16 protein-coding genes are annotated in these 21,187 nt (G+C 32.3%); 2 read left to right on the top strand and 14 right to left on the bottom strand.

Annotation, left to right across the window (positions count from 1 at the left end):
- Positions 1-12 precede the first annotated feature (12 nt).
- The 9 genes from B3J44_RS20170 to B3J44_RS20130 form a co-directional block, all read right to left on the bottom strand.
- Positions 13-7,428, bottom strand: a complete 7,416-nt coding sequence (locus tag B3J44_RS20170) for a hypothetical protein (protein WP_286971074.1) — start codon at positions 7,426-7,428, stop codon at positions 13-15.
- Positions 7,429-7,812: 384 nt separating this feature from the next.
- Positions 7,813-8,958 (bottom strand): hypothetical protein, encoded by a 1,146-nt coding sequence (locus B3J44_RS20165; RefSeq protein WP_286971073.1) that lies wholly within the window; start codon positions 8,956-8,958, stop codon positions 7,813-7,815.
- 430 nt (positions 8,959-9,388) lie between these two features.
- A complete protein-coding gene (locus B3J44_RS20160; RefSeq protein WP_286971072.1) occupies positions 9,389-10,057 on the bottom strand; it encodes a hypothetical protein in 669 nt (222 codons plus the stop codon).
- A 5-nt stretch (positions 10,058-10,062) separates the two neighbouring features.
- Complete coding sequence (locus tag B3J44_RS20155) at positions 10,063-12,981, bottom strand: hypothetical protein (protein ID WP_286971071.1); 2,919 nt, start codon at positions 12,979-12,981, stop codon at positions 10,063-10,065.
- 2 nt (positions 12,982-12,983) lie between these two features.
- On the bottom strand, positions 12,984-15,179 hold the full coding sequence (locus tag B3J44_RS20150) for a hypothetical protein (RefSeq protein ID WP_286971070.1): 2,196 nt from the start codon (positions 15,177-15,179) through the stop codon (positions 12,984-12,986).
- 25 nt (positions 15,180-15,204) lie between these two features.
- Positions 15,205-15,705: a hypothetical protein gene (locus B3J44_RS20145; protein WP_286971069.1), complete on the bottom strand. Its 501-nt coding sequence runs from the start codon at positions 15,703-15,705 to the stop codon at positions 15,205-15,207.
- A gap of 28 nt (positions 15,706-15,733) precedes the next feature.
- The gene (locus B3J44_RS20140; RefSeq protein ID WP_286971068.1) at positions 15,734-16,186 is read right to left on the bottom strand and encodes a CHAP domain-containing protein; all 453 of its coding nucleotides are present in this window, start codon (positions 16,184-16,186) and stop codon (positions 15,734-15,736) included.
- A complete protein-coding gene (locus B3J44_RS20135) occupies positions 16,183-16,470 on the bottom strand; it encodes a methyl-accepting chemotaxis protein (protein WP_095931269.1) in 288 nt (95 codons plus the stop codon). The genes B3J44_RS20140 and B3J44_RS20135 overlap by 4 nt, the downstream gene beginning before the upstream one ends.
- Before the next feature lie 319 nt (positions 16,471-16,789).
- Positions 16,790-17,035, bottom strand: coding sequence for a hypothetical protein (locus B3J44_RS20130; RefSeq protein ID WP_099720049.1), 246 nt, complete (start codon positions 17,033-17,035; stop codon positions 16,790-16,792).
- 130 nt (positions 17,036-17,165) lie between these two features.
- Between B3J44_RS20130 and B3J44_RS20125 the strand changes: the two genes are divergently transcribed.
- On the top strand, positions 17,166-17,435 hold the full coding sequence (locus tag B3J44_RS20125; protein ID WP_233074109.1) for a hypothetical protein: 270 nt from the start codon (positions 17,166-17,168) through the stop codon (positions 17,433-17,435).
- Between the two features lie 10 nt (positions 17,436-17,445).
- Here the strand turns inward: B3J44_RS20125 and B3J44_RS20120 are convergent, their stop codons facing one another.
- The 4 genes from B3J44_RS20120 to B3J44_RS20105 all read right to left on the bottom strand — a co-directional run bounded on the left by B3J44_RS20120 (position 17,446) and on the right by B3J44_RS20105 (position 18,903).
- Positions 17,446-17,646, bottom strand: coding sequence for a hypothetical protein (locus B3J44_RS20120; protein ID WP_198856731.1), 201 nt, complete (start codon positions 17,644-17,646; stop codon positions 17,446-17,448).
- 122 nt (positions 17,647-17,768) lie between these two features.
- Positions 17,769-18,485 carry a DUF3164 family protein gene (locus B3J44_RS20115; RefSeq protein ID WP_286971067.1) on the bottom strand — a complete coding sequence of 239 codons (717 nt, stop codon included), beginning with the start codon at positions 18,483-18,485 and terminating at the stop codon, positions 17,769-17,771.
- A gap of 12 nt (positions 18,486-18,497) precedes the next feature.
- Positions 18,498-18,773 carry a hypothetical protein gene (locus B3J44_RS20110; RefSeq protein ID WP_286971066.1) on the bottom strand — a complete coding sequence of 92 codons (276 nt, stop codon included), beginning with the start codon at positions 18,771-18,773 and terminating at the stop codon, positions 18,498-18,500.
- Complete coding sequence (locus B3J44_RS20105) at positions 18,766-18,903, bottom strand: hypothetical protein (RefSeq protein WP_286971065.1); 138 nt, start codon at positions 18,901-18,903, stop codon at positions 18,766-18,768. The genes B3J44_RS20110 and B3J44_RS20105 overlap by 8 nt, the downstream gene beginning before the upstream one ends.
- Positions 18,904-19,212: 309 nt before the next feature.
- Between B3J44_RS20105 and B3J44_RS20100 the strand changes: the two genes are divergently transcribed.
- The gene (locus tag B3J44_RS20100; protein WP_286971064.1) at positions 19,213-19,896 is read left to right on the top strand and encodes a S24 family peptidase; all 684 of its coding nucleotides are present in this window, start codon (positions 19,213-19,215) and stop codon (positions 19,894-19,896) included.
- Between the two features lie 141 nt (positions 19,897-20,037).
- Here the strand turns inward: B3J44_RS20100 and B3J44_RS20095 are convergent, their stop codons facing one another.
- The gene (locus B3J44_RS20095; RefSeq protein WP_286971063.1) at positions 20,038-20,961 is read right to left on the bottom strand and encodes a bifunctional helix-turn-helix transcriptional regulator/GNAT family N-acetyltransferase; all 924 of its coding nucleotides are present in this window, start codon (positions 20,959-20,961) and stop codon (positions 20,038-20,040) included.
- Positions 20,962-21,187 lie beyond the last annotated feature (226 nt).

Genomic DNA, 21,187 nt, shown 5'->3' with positions numbered 1-21,187 from the left:
TTTCTTGTTTTTTTAAAGATTTATATTGTTTAATGGTAGTATTTGTGTATCAAGGGTACTAGTTGGAGAAGTTCCATTTCCTTCGGTATTCCACATTTTGTATTTAAACTTGATTTTCAATTTTTCTACTTCTAAAATTGTTTTATCAGGATTCATAATCAATGCCTGTGAATAATCTTTTGAATGCAACACACTATAATCGGATCTTACATTTCCTAATTCATCTAAAACCGAAATAGTATCTTGAATTTCTCCTAAAGGCATTTTCGGAATGTTAAATGGTTCAGGATTACGGACTAAAAGTGCAATTGTTGCTCCTGTATTGGTATCAATAATTTTATTTACCTCAGTAGTTTGAGCAGGATCAAGAGGAGATAATTTTAAAATTCCTTCAAAGGCACGATCAAATAAATGCTGATACTTTGTTGCCATCGAATCACTTAAAGAGTTGGTTGCATTCGAGACTTTTGGCGCAATTAGATAATGCAAAGCATCAATACGTTCTTGATTCATATTAACATTTACATCATATAAAGCTCCTTTAGTTTTTTCTCGATCAGCAAAATAACTTTCAATTTGTTCTTTGAAATCTTTGTAACGCGAAGTTTGGAATCCAAATTGATGTACCAAGATGTTTTTACTTTCGCTTGTAACTCCTATTTGAGCACCATCAAAATAATTATTAACTAAAACCGTATATAGTTTAGAAGGTTTTAAATTGGTTAATGTGGTCTTGTATTTTAATGATTTTGGCTTTAAAGGATCTCCTAAAGTTAAGCTGCATATTCCAGGATTATCGCTAATGAAATTGTTTACAATTCTAATTCCTAACGGAAGCCTAGGATCATTATCATCAGTCCATCTTTCACTTTCGTTGTCTATTTCTTCTGCTTTTGGATAAATAATTTCTTTTTCTTCTTCGAATATCGGTTCTGGCGGATATTTAATAAGCACATCAGTCTGAGGATCTTTGATATAAAGATTTAATACACCATCAATTTCTGGTCTGCCAGTATCATAACTATCCCATTTTTTAAACATATTAGAAGTATATGTGTTAGTAAAGAATAAAGAGATTTTACATTGGTCAGTACCGTAGAATGAAGGTTTAGACTGTAGCAAACTTCCATCTGCATTAGGGTAAGAACGATTGTAATCTAGATAACTTCTTAATGACGTTAATGGTGATTTAGATAATTCAATCAATTCATTCTTCGTAGGTGCATCTTGATTTTCTGGTCTTACAGGATCTTTAACACGATAATGTCCAATAGGTCCATGTGTTTTAAATCCATAGAAATATTTAAATTCAGTTGGATTCTTTTTATTGTCATCAACTGTATCTGTCAAAGTAAAATCTAAGCAATATGTTGTATTGGGTCTCCAGATTGGTTGTACTGTAGTTTGTACCGCATCTTTCATTGCTTTAAACTGTTCAGCGACAGCTGGAATATCCAAAATAGTTTTGTTATGATAATAATCTTCTTTACTCAACCATTCTACACTTTGAATGTAAGTTGTGTAATCAAGTTCTGGATCTTCAGCGTTTTCTAGACTCGAGCAAATAATAGCATCAGTAATAATAATTTTTGAGTTTTTAAGACTTCTTCTAAAATCTAATCCAGTAACTGTGCTTAACGGAATTAAACTTATGCTTCCGTTTGTTAAAGCTGTCGTAGACAATGTAACAGAAGCATTTGGAGTAGGATATAAAGAACAATTGTCAAAAGCATCACTAAACAATGAGAAATAAGCGCCTTTTTCTTTTGGCTTGCCAGAAAGCATTACAATTTCATTTACAGATGGTTCATTTTGAACCCTAATAATTGAAGCATCTTTAATTTCATTTTCTCGTTTAACGAGTCTTTTCAGTTCTAGTGATTCACTAAATACAAACAGATAATGTTCATTGTAGGCAACGATAGAGTTATCATTCAAAACATTATTAGATAAGTAAACCTTTGATTCAAAAATCGCATCATTTTTCAACAAATTGATTGTACTTCCATTAATTTGAACTAAACCAAATTTGTTATTTGAAAGCTTGACTGAAACCCAAGTTTTATTATTAGCACTAATGGCATCAATGATTTCAATAATTGCTGTATCAGAAAGAACTTTTGTGTCAATTACAGAAATTACTTTTGCTGTATTGTTGATATTCAGGCGAATGATTTTTTTGTCCTTCGTAATCAAAGAGAATTCAGTATCATTTTGCTTGAGAACTTTAGTTACTTCTCCATTTATTTTTGAATGATAAACAACAGCTCGATCGTCTCCTTTAATCCAGCTAATTTGGGTTTCATTAGATAATGTATTTACCCAAAGCAAATCATTGTTTGTTAACGGAAGTATTTTGTTGAAACCTAAAGAATACGTGTTTAAATACTGTGTTCCAGAAATCGGATTTAACTCTTCGTCCATTTCTACAATTGCAGTTGCAGAAATAGGAGATTGACATCCAATGATAAGATCAAGATCGATAATAGCTTCTCCAATTCCTTTGCATTGTTCTGCATTCAAGGCTTGAGTCACTAATAAATTACCCTTTACAATTTGTAAAGAAGTTACAATTCCATTAATTAGGCGTTCTCTAATGATGCTTCCATCAGAATCAACTTGTAATAGGATTGTAGTTTTTGTATCTTCTTTTGGATGGAATGTTATTACGAACGAATCATTGAATTTAATTACCTGATCAAAATCATACAGAGTTCTTCCATTGTATCCATAATAGTGAGTAAAAGTCAATGCATTTGGATTATTTCCAGAATTAACATTGTCGTTTCCTGCATCCAATTTTAGATTATTCAATTCAGTTGTAAGCAAATTGTATTCTGCAATCTTTGCAGGATCTGTCAATGTAATTTCAGTTTCTCCAGTTAGATCGCCATAAGTCTCATCAAATAAAGCAGCCATTTTATTTCTGATTTCTTTAATGCGTTTTGCCTTTGCTGAAACTGGACTAATTACAATTTTGTCAATCTTTATTTTCTGATCTTCAATTTCTTCGCTAAATAAAGTTATCGCAGTTAAAAATTCTGCTTTGGTATACGTTTGCTCATCCGAAAAAGTACCCGAATTAGTTTTGCTAAAGCGAATAGGGGCATAAGATGTCAGTTTATCGCCATCTTCAAAAACAGCTGTATAAGCAGAAATTTTTACTTCTTTCGCTTGTGTTGTAAGCTGTAAGACTGGATCAATAGCCGATTCAGGGAAAATAATTTCTAATTCATTTTCGTTTTTAAATGAAAGTGATTTACTATAACCATGAGGATTTCTATCTGCAGTAATACTCATGAAATCTCCACCTTCAATTTTATAATTGCCAGTAATTTCAGGAAGTTCTCCATTTAATTTAAAAAACAATCCATTGATTTTATCTGCTTCATATTGCGTTGGAACATAATAGCGCTGACCAATTTGCTTATTAAGAAAATCAGTGTGCTGTTTCTCAATTTCGGATGATGGACAGAATAATCGAGAAGGTGTAATGCCTAATTGTTCAGGAATATGCCATCCTGGTTCTCCTGCACTTAAAAAAGAAAAAGGATCTGTTGCCAAGACACGAATAGAATCATATTGGTCAATTGCTTTTTGCCATTGTGCCCAAGGTAATTTCTTTAACGCGTCGCTTCTTTCTGTATCTTTTACAACAGCTTCAAAAGGATGGTAATCTACCCAATTAGAGCCATTCCATGATTTTAAATTGATTGATTTAATTCCGTATTCATGTTTAACCCTACGTATTTTTTGCGAAGATTTAGGGTTATTGTCTATCGGAGGCATCATGTCTGTGTAGTTTTTTGCTTCAGCAGTATAGCCTCCTACTTTTTGAGATAATTCTGGATTAGGCAATAAACCTTTAGCCATTTTAATATCGATATAAGTATCTAAAGGGATTACGTTGGTAATAAGTTCTGCTTTAGGCATTCCATGAATGTCAAACTTTTTTGGATCATAGTCTTTTTCTCCCACAGATTTGAAATAATCTAAAGCAAAAGCCTGATTGGTTAACATATGAACACCTTTGACATTCTCCAAAGTTCTATTATCTAAACCGTCGCCTACAGTTCCTTTTGGAAGCGGACTGTAAGGTGTACGGTCAATAATTCGGTTGAGATCCCATTGTAATTCAATAGTAAACTTTTTGCTTACTTTTACAAAACCAATCCTTACACGAACGCGCAATTCTAGGCTGGCATAAATTAAGAATGGCTTAAATGACTCTACAGAGAATATGGTATTTAACTCGATTTCAACATTAACAATCCAAATTTTAATCTGGATTCCTCCACCTGCAGTAATATAACCACCCATTTGCGGACGTTTGAACGAGATTTTTCCACCTAATTCTAAATAAGCCCATAATTTTACTTTGGCAGGACCAAAACTCTTTTCTAGTTTGAAATCTAATCTTGCTCCAGCTTCAATACCTTGAGCAGAAAGCATGATGAAAGCTTTTGCTTTAAATAAGGTTAAAACATCAGCTTCGATTGGTCTTTCTTTTGTTCCGAAATTAACATACCAAGGTTTCTGATTTTTAAAGAAAAAACCAGCTTCTAATAATGCAGTAAGTTTGAATATCTGACCGCCATCTTTAGGAATGCTAAAATCTGCACCAGCCGCTAACTCTAATGATTCGTCTCCAAAGGCAACCATCGCAAAAAACGGCGGATTACTTGGATCATCTTCAATCAGACCTAATCTTCCTGAAATAACATTCAGTCCTGCTTCGATATAAAATAGAGTAGGCAGAGACAATAAAAGCATGGCTCTTAATGACAATACATGTCCGCCATCGGCAACTGTTCCAAAAGTGGCTCCAGCCCCAATAGAGAATGGAGAATTGTACTGCATTGAATCTGGCGGGCCACTGAATTTTTTAATGTTGATTCCTGGTTTTGGATGTTTATAATAATCATACCAAGAATTGTTTTCTGTAAGCCCCACAGCTTGTTTAGTGGCAACATATCTAAATCCTAACAAGCCTCTAAAGGCATTAATCGCCAGAAAACCAAGCGGAATAGGAACAGGTAGTTCTATACTTGCATCAATTAAAAAAGCAGGGTATTTGGGCATAAAACGCATGCCAACACTTCCTGAAATTTTTGCTTTTGGAAGTTTCAAACCAACTTCACCGATAAATTCTTTCGATTTTCCTGGTTCAGGAAGCGAAATCATACCGTGAATAATCGCCATAGCCGAAGATTCGGTAGCAGTTCCTGGAATAATTAAATCGACTTCGATAGTCTGGATTCTAATGAATGAATCTTTTGGACCTCCATCTGTAGAATAATAGTATTTTACTCCTTCACCACGAGCATCAACTCCAAGCGGATTAATACTAATTGCTCCATCAAATCCCCAGAAATTATATTGGCGTCCGTTGAATTGTGTAGAACCAAAGTTGATATTGGTCACAGCCATCTGAACTGGACCTAAATTAACAGAAAGACTGATCGGAATAGGAATAGATCCTCCTTCAACTTCAATATTTCCATCGCTATACACACGCAGTTTTTCAACTTCAAATCCTTTTCCTTTTAATAAGCTTCCCATTAAAGTATCTTGAGGGAAAGAAACATAACAAGAGGTTCCTAAATAGTAATCTTCATCTTGTTTACCAAGCTCGAAACTATGGAAATCAATATCTACAAGATCAAATAAATTTGCTTTTGGTTTATTATCTTTTGGGAATGAAGCTGTAAGGTTAAAATCTCCGTCATCCTGTAAGTGACCTTCAAGATTAACTTTTAATGGAGTACCGTTTTTTTCTTTAAGTTTTGGAATTTCTAAAGCTCCTTTGATGTTAGAATTGACAACTTTATTTTGTTTGAAAGTAATATCAAATTTATTGAAACCTACTTTAAAACCTTTTTTCTCAGAGCCAATAGTTTTCCAAAGTGTATTGTCGTAAAGTTCGGTTACAAAGCTTTGATAATCTTTTGCTTCGGTAAAAACATAATTGGTTGAATCGTTAATAGTTGTTAACGATAACGGATAATCAAAAGCGTACGGTAAATTTTTACTGTTCAATTCTTGCAGGAAGACAAGCAAAGAGGAGTAATCGGCAATTTCTTTTTTATTGGCCACACCATTTTCGTCCTTTTCGAACATGGCGATTGGATAATTAAAATTGAATTTATCGCTGAAATAACTAAAAGTACCCGCTGTACTTGGAACTGTCTCTAGATAAATATTTCCAGAAAGTCCGCCTGTACCTATTAATAAATCTGATGCACCAATTTTTAATGTTGGAGATGTACTTCCTGGAGTTTCAGGAATATCATTAAACCATTTTGAAGGAAGAGTTACTGAAACAGCACGCGCATAAACTCCAACGAAATCATTTGGGCGTCCGTCAGCATCCGCTTCCGGAATATTAGTTTTCTTGCTTAAATCTACTTTTAATGTATCTAGCTGAAGAAGTAAACCTGTATTGCCAATCATTGCATTAGGAGGCGTTAATGAACCTCCTAATTCTGCTTGATAGCCAATGCCAGATTCAGTATCGGCATACAATTGTGCTTGAGCAAATACGAACATCGATTTTTCAGTTCCATTGCCATAATCAGTTCCATTGGGGTTGACAGGTTTTAAAATGTTTCTAGGGAACTCAATACCCGCATTTAAAGCTAAGGTAGCTTTTGCTTTTGGCGTAATGATTCTTTTAATATGTGCTTCGATTCCGTCTGGAGCTACAATATTGTAGAAATCTTGTAATTTTTGCTTGATTTCGTCTAAAGTAAAACCCTCTCTAGCGATATAAGTTCCAAATAGTAATAGCGGAATTGATTTTGTAATAGCACTATTGTTTTTGATTAATGTAAGAATGCTGTCAATAGATTGATCTACATCTGCAGCAAAACCTAATTCTTCAAAAGTAGGATCACCTTGGAGTTCTGCCAAGGAATTAATATCTTCTAAAAGCTGTTCGTATTTTGTTTTTTCTTCTTGAGCTTCCACAAAAATATTCATCATATGAGCTACAACTTGTTCTTCGCTGATGCGGAAAACCTGAAGCCCCACGGAATAGAAATCCTCCATAGAAAAGGAGAAACTGCTTGAGCTGAATGTTTTTAAGAAAGCCAAGATTTCCCACTGATATTCTAATGTAATGGGAAATGATGATATAGATGAGTCATTGTCTTTTAGATCTGGATTAAGGACCAAACCTAAACCAAAAGGAAGAGGTAGCGCCAGTTTTGTACTTGAAACAATGTCAAGACTGTAAAAGGCAGAATCACCACGATATCCTTTTGAATATTGTAAATTTTTGTAGTGAATTTTATCAAAAATGGAATTCAAACCATCTTCGACAAACGATAAGAATTCTGGTAAATCGTCTACAGTAATTATCTCGGACAATCTCGGATAATATCTCGCTGTAGGAATTGGAACCGCAGGAATTGGATTAGTTGGCATATTCTAATTTTGTTTTTGACTTTAATTTTTGTTCGTATTCTGAATGATTAAATTGTAGTTAGATCGAACCAATCGTTGAGGTGTAAATGCATAGTTTTTTAGAGGTTTTTCTAAGCAGTTTTAGTAAATAATCCGCTTAGTGATTTTTTCAAAAGGCTAAAGTTTTTAAGAGGTTTAAAACTTCCTTTTTTCTTTTGACAATGTAAAGATGAACCTAAAATTGGAGCTTAAAAAAGAGCTGCTTAGCGGTTTAACATGGATGTTCTGGAGCTTTACAGAGTTGTAAGGAGAGTGGATGGGAAGGAAAACAATATTAGGAATGATAAGAACCAAGGAACTTGTAACGACAAGTTCCTTGGTTAGTTTTGAAGAATGTTTTAAAAATTATAAAAAATTATTAAGATCAATAAATTGTGATGAATAATTGTAAAAATTAATCGATGCTGTTGAGTTTTTGTAATTTTGATTTAAATCATCCTCAAAGAAAACACTTACTTTATATTCAAGTGAAAGTTGAGCATTAGTAATTTTCATATCTGGATAATAATCAGTACTACCAGGTAATTTTAAATTATATTCGGCTAAATTTTCTGAAATAATGTTTCCTACTTTGTCGTAAGATCTTTCAGGAAACCTGATTACCGAACCATTCATGACAGAGCTTATTAATATTGGTGTTTCGTAGCTTCGTATACTGCCAGATGAACTAGTGTCATAAGTTACTTTATATATTCTAACAGACTGATTTCCTGAAAAAGAACAGTTACTTGCATTTAAAAAAACCTCAAAAGTAATTGTCTTTGGAGCTTTATAGTCAGGGTTATAGTAGCCACCATTAAAAGTGTAATGATCAAAAGTTTTAAACAATAAGTTTCCTTCACTGTTGCTACCCAATGCTTCGACAGGAAGAGATTTAAAACCAGAGCTATTATCTGTGGTAGAGCCATAATAAAAAGCCATCCCCATTCCACGAGATTTCCATGTAGTGATTAAAAATTTTGTATAGTCTCTAGAGTCTAAAATTTTGTAACGATAAAAATTTGAAGGAGCATGAAAAAGATTACCATTTTGATCACGTTCAAGCGCTCCATTTTGGGGATACCATGAAAATGTTCCATTAGGTATAATTAAAGAAGGCATATCTATGGTACTTGGCGCAAACGTAACTTTATTAGTAAAATTCCACATTCCAGAAATTGTTTGTGTTTGAGACTTAACCCACTGCCACCAGTTAAAAAGCTTAGAACGGCTAACTACTTTGCCGTCTTCAGAAACAGCAGTATTAATTTGGGTTTCTGCATCAGACGCAAGATTTACTGTTTTATTATCAATCATCTCCTTTAAGACTTTTCCTTGTCTGGCATCGAGTGTTTTACCTTCGGCGGTGCAGTCAAGGGCGTTGTAACTTTCGGCTTGAAGATTGTTTGCATCGCTAAACTCTAATTCACCATTCTGATTTGTTTTTAAAATTTTGTTTGGCTGATTTTTTTCTAAGTCTGCTACTCTGATTCTGTTGTGATTTGTACTCATTTTAATTAATTTTTACGGGTTTAAATAATTTATAGGCTTTTAATCGGGCTTAAAGGGGATTACCGTAATTCATTCAGATATGTGCTACTTACAAACAGTTGTTTATTTTGGATGATTGTAAGTAATCTGAATGTTTAAAAATTGTGTTAGTGGCGTCACAATAGTTTTTGTTTTACAGAGCTGTAAAACAAAGTAATAAAGTTTATATTGACTTAGATATAGCCAATAGCAGAGTAGGGAAACTTATAATTTTAAGTTTCCAGAGTTTTTAAAATGTAATTTTTGAAGTTTAAGAGATTTGGTTTTCTCTTTTGATTTTAAAACAACTCAAAGATTTTGTAGTCTTTGAGTTGTTCTGTTTTTTGTAAATCTATTTTAGGACAAGATAGAAATCAAACCAATCTTTGCGGGCACGGATTACAAATCCGCGCTATCGTTGCTGAGATAAATCTGCGCGATCGGGTTTATTTTTTTGTTTTTGGAATTCTTCCCATAATTGATTTGTTTTTTGTTGGTCAGGAATTTCCCATTGTCCGTTAGCTTTCATACAGAGAGTATCTATGTAGTCTAAAAAATCATCTTCAATAGATGGAAGTTCATATGAATAATATTTTTCTAAATTGTTGAATGTTAAAAGATCTATATTAAGACTGCCGCTATGCACATACATCATTTCAGATCGTTCAATTATTTTTAATACAGATAAATAAGGATTAAAATCGCAAACCTTAATCTCATCAAATTCTTTGCATAATTCCCAGTATACGTATAAATAAAGATATAAGTCATCAATTGCCCTTCCTCCGATTACTTTATAACCTCTTTCAAATAGATCAAGATTAAATTCTTCTTGAGTTTTTAATTCATTTATCCAATCAGCTGAAATAGTTAAAAATATATTACTGAATTTTCTTATGTTTCCATTAAAGTTTCTATTGCTGTTTTGTCCAAGTTTAATACGGCATTGGTCTAGTTTATTAAAAAAATCCCTAAGTAATAAGATGTTAGAAACTCTATTGTGTTTTTTATCACTATTATTTAATTCGAAAATAACTTTAGTTAATTCGTTACTGTATTTTTGATTGCTTATTTTATTCATTTCATTTATAGTTTATAAAAATCTTTGTACCAATTTACAACATTGTCTAAATTTAGTTTTGTTAAATTATCATAATTTATTGCTGGTGGATGTTTTAACCTATTTAAATCCAAAAAACCTCCAGATTCCAATCCACTTGATGAATAGGAGCCTCCTGAGCCGAATAAAGGAGATAATTCATGCGCGCCAAAATTAACTGCGTCAAGTCCATTTGCGACTTCGAAAGATCTAAAATTAAGCCCTAATTTCATTAATTCAGATTCTATATATTCATGCGCTAATAGAATTTGAAATTCTCTTAGACGATCAGCCCTTATATGTATTTGAGAAGAAGTAGGATTAGCAGCGCTAAAAGCATCCCACAATTCAATATCTTCAGTATATTTTCCAAATCGACCTATAATGAAAGAATTTGCAATATCATTTCTTACAAAATGTTCAGTTATAAAAAAATGCTCTTTTACAGTAGAAATGATTTCTATATCGGCATTCAAATTACTATTAATTCTAATTATATCTTGTGTATCTTGTGAAATCCTTAAAACATCATTTGCAACAACATCTTCAATCTCTGCAATAAATTTAAGACCATTTGATGATGTATATGGTCTTTGTATTGATTTATTAAATAAAACAGAAATTTTATTATACTCACCATTTTTTAAGTATCGCCTAGATTTAATAGTTTTAATCCATATTTCAGAATCTTCAATTATTTTTAATCTACCAATTTCATCAGATTGAAGCCAAATACTACGTAATATATCTAATTCTTTTTCAGATAAATTGACAAACTTGTTATAAAACAGTAATTTATTTGTTGAAGATAGTGTGTTTATTCCAGCTTCTAAATCAGTGAATTTATCAAAAAAAACAGTAGCTTTTATATTAATAATTGTTTCGGTTGATTCAGGGATATTTCTTATTGGATATAATTCATTTTTAACTCTTTTGATAGATTCTTCTAAAACCATTATTTGATTAGAAGTCATTGTTTCCAACGCTATAGAATCTTTCAATATTGCTTCTCCAGTTCCAACAAATTCCAAAGCTTCAACTCTTGAATATGTATTTAAAATTCCTGTGCCTAAAGCATTACTGCCTATTGAACCAATAGTTGAAAGTATTGCGAGATTACTTAATATGATATTTGCTCGTTCAACGCCATATTTTGAAACCAGATAATTTTTAAATTCAATATTTTGAGTTAAGTAAACTCCAGTATCGCTAATAATCATACCGCCAGCGATAAATGCTCTAGCAACATTTGCACCCCGTAATGCAGCAACTAGTTCACCAATGCCAAATCCAAACGAAATAAGAAATAATGCAGCATTAAATACATCTTCAGCAATTTTAGAATCTTCCTTTTCTAAAATATAATCTATAAACCCAGCAAATGTATAATAATGCTGACCTATATAGGATGCATCTGAAGTTAGATCAACAAATGAGGGATTATTGTAAAAGTGAATAGAAACGAGATCAAAATGATTTAATTCAAATTCATTTGAATCAATTTGAGTTGGAATTTCTTCATACACTGATATTACAGGCATGTTTAGAGAATTTGAATAACTTTTTTCTCTTAACTCAGTTTTTAAAACGACTGTGTTTTTAAACTTAATTTTTTTATCAGTATTGCTAATTATCTCATATTTAATTCTACCTTTTTTAGGTCCCTTTTCTCTCCAAATAAATTGTGCTTTAGTGGTGTTTTTTAACTCTTCTACAGAAATTGTAGGAGGAATATTCTGTTCAATAATATTATATTTCAAAAGAACAATTCTTTCCAGTTCTTTTATGAATGCTGTAAAATTATCTTTTCCTCCATAATCATCCATTCTATAAAATAACATCTTATAAAGAGTCACTTCTTTAGTATCTAATAATACTCCTTGATGATCTTTGTATTCTGACTCAATAACCTTTTTAGAAACAAGTTTATCTAGAAATGAACTTGCATCTGAAGTATTTGTAACTGATTCCAATATATGAATTGCCAAATCTTCTTTATGAACAAATCCAATAGAAAAATTTACCCAATACCAGTTCATTAATGCCTTTTTCTCAACCAAAATCTTTAGTATGCTAATTCTTTGGTCAACTGTTAACAATGTTAACATGTTATGCCTATACATTACATCTAAAGCAATAAATAATTGCTCTTCATGACCTAATTTACTAATTTCTGTTTGGTATTTTTTTAGCATTTTAAGCCATAATTCCAGACCTTTTTTATACTCTAAAAGTTCAGTTCTTGAGAGTTGATTCTGGTTATTATGAAATGTAAATTTTGATGTGTCAACTCCTGTTAGGTTAAAATTTAGAAAGGCTTCTGCTGTTTTTTCGCCAGCTGTTTTTAACAATGATGCTATTTCTCCAATAAGTCTTATGTCATTTTCGTCAGTATCTAAAAAGGTATAGTTTTTATATGTGTCAAAAAAATCTTTCGCATGAGTACCTTGTATGAATGTGTCGCATAGTTGACCGTTCGCTAATGCCTCAGTCGCTAACTGCGGATTCCGTGGACCTTTGTAAGGATTATCATAAATCCATTTATGATAATTGTAGCATAAGCCAGAAGAATCTCTCAACAATCCAAAAATTGTATCTCCGAACTGAGCACGAACTAATTTGTCATATTTTTTGAAAACAAAATTTTCCCATAATTTTTTATCAACGCCATCATATTTGTCTCCTTCCTTTTGAACTTCTCTTTCTTTAATTTTTTCAAAATAACTTTCATCAACATAGTCTAGAAATTCATTGGACTTGAATTGAAAAAGAGCTACTATTTTTTGACCTTCAAACGTAAATGAGGTTACTTTGCCTTCTCTATTGTATTTGAGGTTATTTATACCTCCAAAATTTGATGCTTTAACTATTAAATCATTAGCTAAAACAACTGCATAATCTTCCATAATTAAATAGTAATTTGTTGATCAATTAAGTTATCTCCTTCAATTCCTGTGGAAATTATTGGCATGTATTCACTATAATCTTTACTGAAAAGATATCTCCGATCAAGTGAGTAGACAAAAACAGGACTGTCTAGTTGTTCCTTCAATTCGTTGTTGCCTTCAGCATTTTCAGCCACAATAGCAACTTTGTATTTTTGATATTTAATATCTTCAGGAGAAATCAATTCATTTTCATCCTCAAAAAGATCAATCAAAAACAGTCGAGGATTTTTCATATCACTATAAATCAAACCTTGTATAGTTTCATTTTCGGTTTTTGTTAACCCCAAAATAATTTTGTTGGGTGTAGAGCCATCCAGCGTTTTTAGTTCTAGTCCAGTAATAGTTTGTGTGCTGTCTGTAAACAGTTTTAAATTGTAATAGTAAGGATCAGGTAGCTGATAGGTTTTGCTTTTAGTTACTGCACCACTGGCAGAAGCTGTAGTTTTAGTGTCAGGTGTAGTGCTTCCAGTAGCAGAAACAGCATTATTCATAACATCTGCCGCTTCTGTAAGATAGGTTACACGCTCAACAAAAGGTTTTTCTTCAATTCCAGTTTCAATGATATCGTTAACCGTTACTGTTTGTGCAATTGAAATTCCCTGTTGTTTTTTGTCATAAAACTCATTAATTAGATTTAGTTTTTCAGAAGTCATTCTAGAATAACTTTGATCAGTGCCTAATTTTAATAAAGGTTGTGCCGTAATTAAATTAAAAACATCATCAAAAAAGTTGGCAATACCATTTACGGCTATAGGATTTCCGTTTTCGTCTTCTTCTTCACGAATTTTATAAGTATTCACTTTTCCCTGATAAATCAAAAGACTTAATGCGGTAATGTTTTTACCTTCAATAGCAGGAGTTGTCAATTGTACTGTAGAGGTTAACTCAGTATAATTTCCTTCTTCATCAGATGGTAATCGTAATCCGTCAGCATTAATAAAATTATCTTTTTGTGCATTGGCAACTTTACCAATTTGTCCATAAAAAGCAGTGTTGTTATTGTTGTCTGTTGGAAATTGTAAGTACAGATTATTTGTTGTAACCGTATTAGCTTGGTTTTGTGTATTAATTAGAACCGGCCAACCAGAAGTTCCATAGGTTACAGCAGTCATAGGTACTTCATTGGTTGCTGTATCTTTCAATAATCCTGTTTTTAGGTTTTCAGAGCCCTCACCAATTTTATAATTTTTGTAAAAATCGTAACTGCGTGTACGGTCACTTTGAATATAAACGTACCAATTGTTTTTCGTCCAAAACTTATTAAGCAAATCATTGAAAATAGTTGTTCCTTTTTTCTCCGTTTTTTCTCCAGAAGCAGTTGCTGTAACAACTCCATTTTCAACATGAGAGCCATAAAAAGCAGCAATATCAATAAATTGAGTGCTTTGCTCGCGCTGTAACTTTTTAATGAAATCTGTTGAACCATCTACTGTAATTTCTGCAAAAGGTTTACGGGCATATTCTAAATTGAAAGTAAATTCATGAGCATCGTCAATTATGTAATCGCCGTAATTTAGAACAACATCAATTCCGCATATGCCTTCTGCAAAATTTCCTAATGACTTTCCAATATCAATTAGAGGTAATTCGAAATCGTCTTTCTCATCAAAAGTATCGCCAGCTTCGACAAATTTTGATTCTTTAAAAAAGAAGTCAGAAAGTGGAATTAATAAAGTTCCATTATCATTATCGTCATCTTTTTCTTTTTCATAGCCAATAAATTTAGCGGTGAAAGGAGGAACCGGAATAGGTGTACCATCAGCTTCTTTTCGTCCTTCATTAAAAGCTTTAAAATCATCATTTATCTTATTGATGAAATCAGAAGTAGAAGTGCTTTTGGGAATAATTAATGGCTCGGAATCAGTTGTAAAAAAATCACTTTTCTGTAAACCTCTGTAAACAAAATATTTGATATTTAGTCCAGGAAAAGGCTGGTTGTAAGGACGAAGAATTAGATTCACCTTGTCAGGATTGCCGGTTTGAGGCTGGACTAAAACAACTCCTTTACAAATCGAAAAGGCTTTTTTAGACTCATTACCTATAGTAAATCTAGAAGTCAGGTTGAAAACAGTTTCAGATTTGGGCCCAAAACCTTGGCCTGACAACTGCGCGGGAAAACCTCCCGACTCTATAAAAAAATGGGATTTTGCGGACATATTTTAAGTGTTATTAATAAAAATTTTATTTAAACCATTCTGGTTTATAGATTTTATAGATGAATCTTCCAAGCAAAAAGAGGAGGATAAGAAGCAGTAATCTTCCTAACCAGATTTGTACTTTTTGCCAAAAAGTGAGATAGTTGGTAAACTCAGTAATCGTAATCGTTTTCTCTTGAACATCTTTAACCTGTTTCGATTTCCAATGCGCGTAGAGTTCCTGTTCTTTGAGGTTGCAGTCTACTTGGAGTTTATTGTTATCAAGTCGAACCCTTGGGCTTTTTAATGTACGCCCTGGTTCGGCTTGAATAACATTTTTAAGAATCACTTTTCCGTTAAGGCATTCTAGTAATGCATTGTAGGAACTGCTGTCTTTTGCGATTTTAAAGATGGTATCGTGTAAAGTTTCTGTAATGGTTATAGTCTGAATTTTGTTTTCATTTTGCACTGGTTTCGGACTTCGGCAAGAAATCATGATCAGGATAATGAAAAGAGAAAAAACAAGACATTTTAGTTTTTTAGTCATAATTAAATTGGGTTTATAAGTTTTGTTTTTAGAGACGTAAAAAGCCTTTAACAGTTTTTATGTCACGTTTTCTTCTGGCTACTTTATAGCCTTCGCGTCCGCCAGAATCATTGGTGTTTCCTTCAATAGTATAAATGGTGTTTCCGGCAATCTTCTCGACAAATCCGGCGTGACCTGTGCCGTTATTAAAATCCATGATGAAAACATCTCCAGGCTGAGGTGTTTTTTTTACCAAAAGAGGTCTCGAATGGTATTGGTCTAAAACACCTCCCGTTTTCTTTAAAGGATTTTTAGCGTTCATTTGGGCGGCGGCATTTTGTGTGCACCAATAAATAAAAGCCATGCACCAGGCGTATCCTTTACCAAGTCCAACGCTTCGTAGGTAAATTTCGACTTCGGGTCCTGAGTTACTGTTTCTTGGCATTTCTTCGACACCAATTTGTGCCGTAGCGATTTCGATCGTTTTTTGAGCTAGTGTCATGAGCTTTTTCCGTTTAATTGTTTAAATTTTTGTAGTTCGTCAACCAATTGCTGGTTGATCAGCATAAGTTCTTTGTGCTGTATTTCCATTTTTTTTATTGTTTCTGTAGCGGCGGTAAGTCTTGCTGTAATATCGTCCAGAAGATCACGGTAATATTTTACGGCGCTTACGGCATTGTCGAGTTCTGCTGCGCGGTCTTCTGCCAATGATTTTCGCATGGAGAAAAACCAAGTGATAAAAGCGGCAAAAAATGCGGTTAGAGTGGGGTATAAAAACTGCTCCATTGAATGTGTTTAAAGTTTAATGTTGGATTAAAAAATATTTTTAAAAGACAACCTGAAAGTTGTTTTTTGAGGAAGCGTAACTAGAAGATTTATCTAGTTTTTGAGGTTCATTTGTTTCCTTTTGAGATTGCAAAGATTGGGTAAAAAAAGCCCTAAATAAAATGAATGCAAGGTCTGCGAACATTTGTATTCTAGGGCTTTACAGAGTTGTAAGGAAAGCGAACAGAAGTCGTTTTAGATGAAGTAAATGCTTCATCTTTGCATCACAAAAAGGATGCTTTTGAAGATTAAAAAAGAAGGATTTTTTCTTTTATAAGTATTAAGAAGGTCTTTTTTGATTGCTCATAAGTTCTTCTATTTTTTTTAGTTCAGAAGTGATAGGTGTACAGAGAATTTCATACAAAGTAGTTCTCGAAATCGGATAAACCGGATAGACATATTTACGCCACACAACAGTGGTAGGAATATCTTCCGTTTTGTGTTTTTGATACAGTTCTTTAATGAGTTTGTAACGCATTAATTTATTTTTTTGAATTCCGAGACTTCTGTTTGAAGATATAGGCATGAGAGATAATATTTTGAATGATAGAAAAAAGAAAAGTTTTAAGAAGAACGAAGTTTGAAAAAGAGTTAATAGTTTGAATTATAAAGACATCATATTTAAGACAGCCAAACCATTTGATCATATTCAATAAATGGTTTTACTTCCTGATGCCATTTTTATATTGAACCTCGTTCTGAGGTTGTATTTGTTAAAGATTTTATTTAACAATTTAGGTCAGCAAACCCCGCATGACAATCCTGTTTCCAAAACCTTTTTAGGTTTGGATTCCAATAGAAAGAATGAGTTTTGGCTGTTTATTATAAGGGCAGAAATCGCCCGTTTGTCGGTTCCTGATTCTCTTCAGAAAGAAGAAGAAACAGGAACCATTTTTATTTACCTGCTTTTTTCGGCTGCAGGTTGAGAGGTCGTTTTTAGCCTTTGTAAGTGGCCGTTGTGTGTTTTTTGAATCTCGGATTTTTGATTACAATACTTTCGTACTGATTAAAAGCCAGTCGTTCTTTTTGGGATAAGTCATGAGTGCAATTCCAGTTTCCGAGCCTGTCTTTAAAGATAGTATGTTCATTCACTTTGTAGCTTTCATGATCTGTAATTGGCTTTATTTTTACGCTCATTCAGGTATTGTTTAAAAGTTGTTTTTAATTTGAAATAAAACCATTCTCTAAATAAAAGTATGGGTTTTAAATTGGTTAGAATTAACAGAATAGTTAATAACAGTGATAAATAAATGTCGTGATTAAGCTGCATGATTTTGTTCGTTTTGCTGGTTAAAAAAATCAAAAGCATATCCTTGTAAAAAATCTACAGAAGACATCGACAACGGAATATTGGTTCTTACGCCATTTTCGTCAATTCGGCAAGCTTCAATAAACCAGCTTGAACGTACAGGTTTAAAAGCCGAAGCAATAATCTCTACACCATCTGTAAACTCTTCATTGTTAAACTCCTTTGTCAGTTTTTGAAGTTCTAAAACTCTCGAACCTTTTAGATTTCCTTTGGCATCTTTTTTTAGAAGATTGAAAACAATTTTGACTAAAGAAGCTGTTTCTTTACTCGTAGAAAGAGACGAAATATAGTTTTGGACTTTTTCAATACCAATAGTTACTGTATCGTCCCAACCTTCATTAATGCGATAACCGATTGTGATTTCTTCTTTATCATTAGAAAAAGTATGAGACATTTGTTTTTCTTTAAAACCGTAAACCTGATTTTTTAAATCCAGAATAGTTTCAAACAGTCTAAAAGTTTCCGTTTTTGCATTTTGCATCATTTCAGAAGTTTGCTGTAATCTAGAAAGCGCTTTTGGAATCGTTTCGGCAACTAGTTTTTTATAAGCATCTCTTTCTTCATTTTTCTTGTTTTCAACTCGCTGAAGCGCTTCTTTTAATTGTTGCGCAGAAAATTGAGTTAAGTCCATAACAGGTTTAAAATTGTTTGCAGTTGTAGTGTTCATAATAATTGGCTTTTAGTAAATTAATATTTCTTCTTTAAATGGATCTGCATAATAAGGTTTGAAATTATGGTGTAAAGCAAGTCTCGAAACCTCTTTTATTTTATTTTCAATATTTGACGGAACAGGGCGTGGAGAAGCACTTTCATCGTCTAAAATATGCATCCATTGAAAACGTTCCTGATTAATGCAGATTCTCTCTCCAGCTGTAAAAGTTTTAGTTCTTTCAGAACAATATTGAAGTGCTAGATATAATAATGCGATACGTTCTTCGATTTGTGTTTTACTCATAATTTTTCTCTAATTGATTTTTTAATTTTTTAATGTCAGATTCGATTAAACTTCTTTCAGGACTGTTTGGATTTTCGATAAGCCAATTTTCCAGTTCCCGAATTTTTTCTATGATTTGATTTGTTCCCATTTTAATTTGTATTAAAGATTTAATGATATTTTCTTATTTTCAGATTTTTTATAAAGAACTATTTTTAGATTCGTAGTATTTTCCATTCTTTTTGTGTTTTAGGGTAGTATTTTTCTTTTTACGAATATTTATTGTTTGTTCTTTGTAAATCAATTGTTTGTGTGTGATTTAAAATTGTTTTATTTTATTATTGCTCAATATTTTCTGGCTTAACCTATTGTTTTTCAATTTTATTTTTCTTTACTTTGCAAATATAATGTAAAATAATACATTAAAACAAATTTTTAACGTAAAATAATACGTCTTTTTATGGGGTCAACGGAAAGAGTGCGGGAATATCTTGATTATAAAGGGATTACTAAATATAAGTTTTGTAATGATTTAGGGTTTTCTAATAAATTTTTAGACAATAGCAGCAATATGGGAACAGATAAGGCGTGTAAAATATTACACTATTATCCAGACCTAAATTCGGAGTGGTTATTAACAGGAAATGGACCTATGATTAAAGAAGAAAATACTAGCGTTATGGTTATGAATAGTGATAGAAAAACAGTTGATTCGCTTCATGCAAATCAAGAAATACCTTTGTATGATTTGGAGGCGGTTGCGGGTTTAAGAGAGCTCTTTAGCAGTGGAGAACCGCAAAGAATTTTGGATACAATAAAAATTCCAAATCTTCCAAAATGCGATGGAGCAATTTCTGTTACAGGAGATAGTATGTATCCTTTATTGAAATCGGGAGATATTATTCTTTATAAGGAAACAGAATTTGAAAATATCTTTTTTGGCGAAATGTATCTTCTAAGTGTTAAACTGAATGACTGGGAAGAATACATTACAGTAAAATACGTTCAGAAATCTGATCAAGGGCAAGAATATGTAAAATTGGTAAGTCAGAATTCGCATCATCAGCCAAAAGATATTCATGTATCAAAAATATCGGCATTGGCTCTTATAAAAGCTAGTATTCGTATTAATACTATGATGTAATTGTTTCGATAAAACTTAGACTTGTTTTTAAATAAAAAGAGGATATTAAAAATGCTTTAGCTAAACATTTGAAGTTTTGGCTAAAGCATTTTCATGTTTTATAAATTCGGTAGGAACGCGCAAAACTGCATCTAAGAAATTCTATTTGGAAAGATTTAAATCATATCGTTCCTCATAAAACACCTTCCCCCATTCGTGAACTTCTTCAGATTTTGTAAGTTCGAATCCCATTATTTTATACATTTGAAGTGCTTTATCCTGCATGCTTGTCGTAAGCAGAAACACATTTTTAAACTTTTTCTCTTTGCAGAAATCTATGGCATCATTCAATAATCTTTTGCCAATTCCAAGACCTCTAAAAGCGGAATCTAGAAGAAACCATCTTAGCTGAGCTTCTTCGTTTGGTTGATGTACAATTGCAACGCAGCCTACAATTTTATTGTTGTATTCTGCCATCCAGATTCGGTCGTTTTCTGGGGAATATTTTTCTAAGAAATCGTAAAAAGTCTTGATCATGTATTTCTCAAAATCAGTTGAAAAATTCGATTCGTTTCCATAGATAAACCCGTGTAAATAAATAATGTAGCCAATATCGCCGGGAGTAATATTATGACGATAGGTAATATCTTCTCTAGTTATTTTGTTTTCTGTCAGCAGATTTCTAACTGTATTCATCGAATCGACTAAAATTTCTTTTTCAGAATTGTTTAGTTTTTCAATTTTACCTTCAATCTTGTTTTCAGATTTAGTATTCAAAATGCTTAATAATTCATTTCCAGAATCGGTCAGTTTAATGTTAAAAGCGCGTTTATCTTCTGCGGAAGCGACTTTTATAATTAAATTTTCCTTTAAAAAACGCTTCAAAATTCGGCTTAAATATCCTTTATCTAGATTTAAAATTTCTGTGATTTTTTGAGCCGTTATAGTTTTACTTTCGCTGATTTCATATAGAATTCGTATTTCAGTCAAAGAATATTCGCTGTCTAAATAATGCTGACTTAAAATATCTAAATGCGCTGTATAAAATCTATTGAAACTTCTAATTTTTGAAGTCGTAGTATTCATAATTTGTAATATTGTATTGGTGAGGTACAAATATATAAAATTAGTTGCTTTTGTCAACTAAATTGAATTTTTTATTTTTTTTGAAAGAATTTCAGATAGAATAAAACTCATTTTTAAGACATTCCTATTAATTATTTGTTAAGCACTTTTTAACTTCAATTCTACTTTTTATAAGAGAAAGACTGTTATCTCAAACAAAGTTTCTTAGTTTTTGTTCTAAATGCTG

It is taken from the genome of Flavobacterium sp. UBA4854 (assembly GCF_002399805.1).
Taxonomy (GTDB): Bacteria; Bacteroidota; Bacteroidia; order Flavobacteriales; family Flavobacteriaceae; genus Flavobacterium; species Flavobacterium ginsengisoli.
The sequence above is the reverse complement of the archived record's forward strand: the minus strand, read 5'-3'. Positions and strand labels throughout refer to the sequence as shown.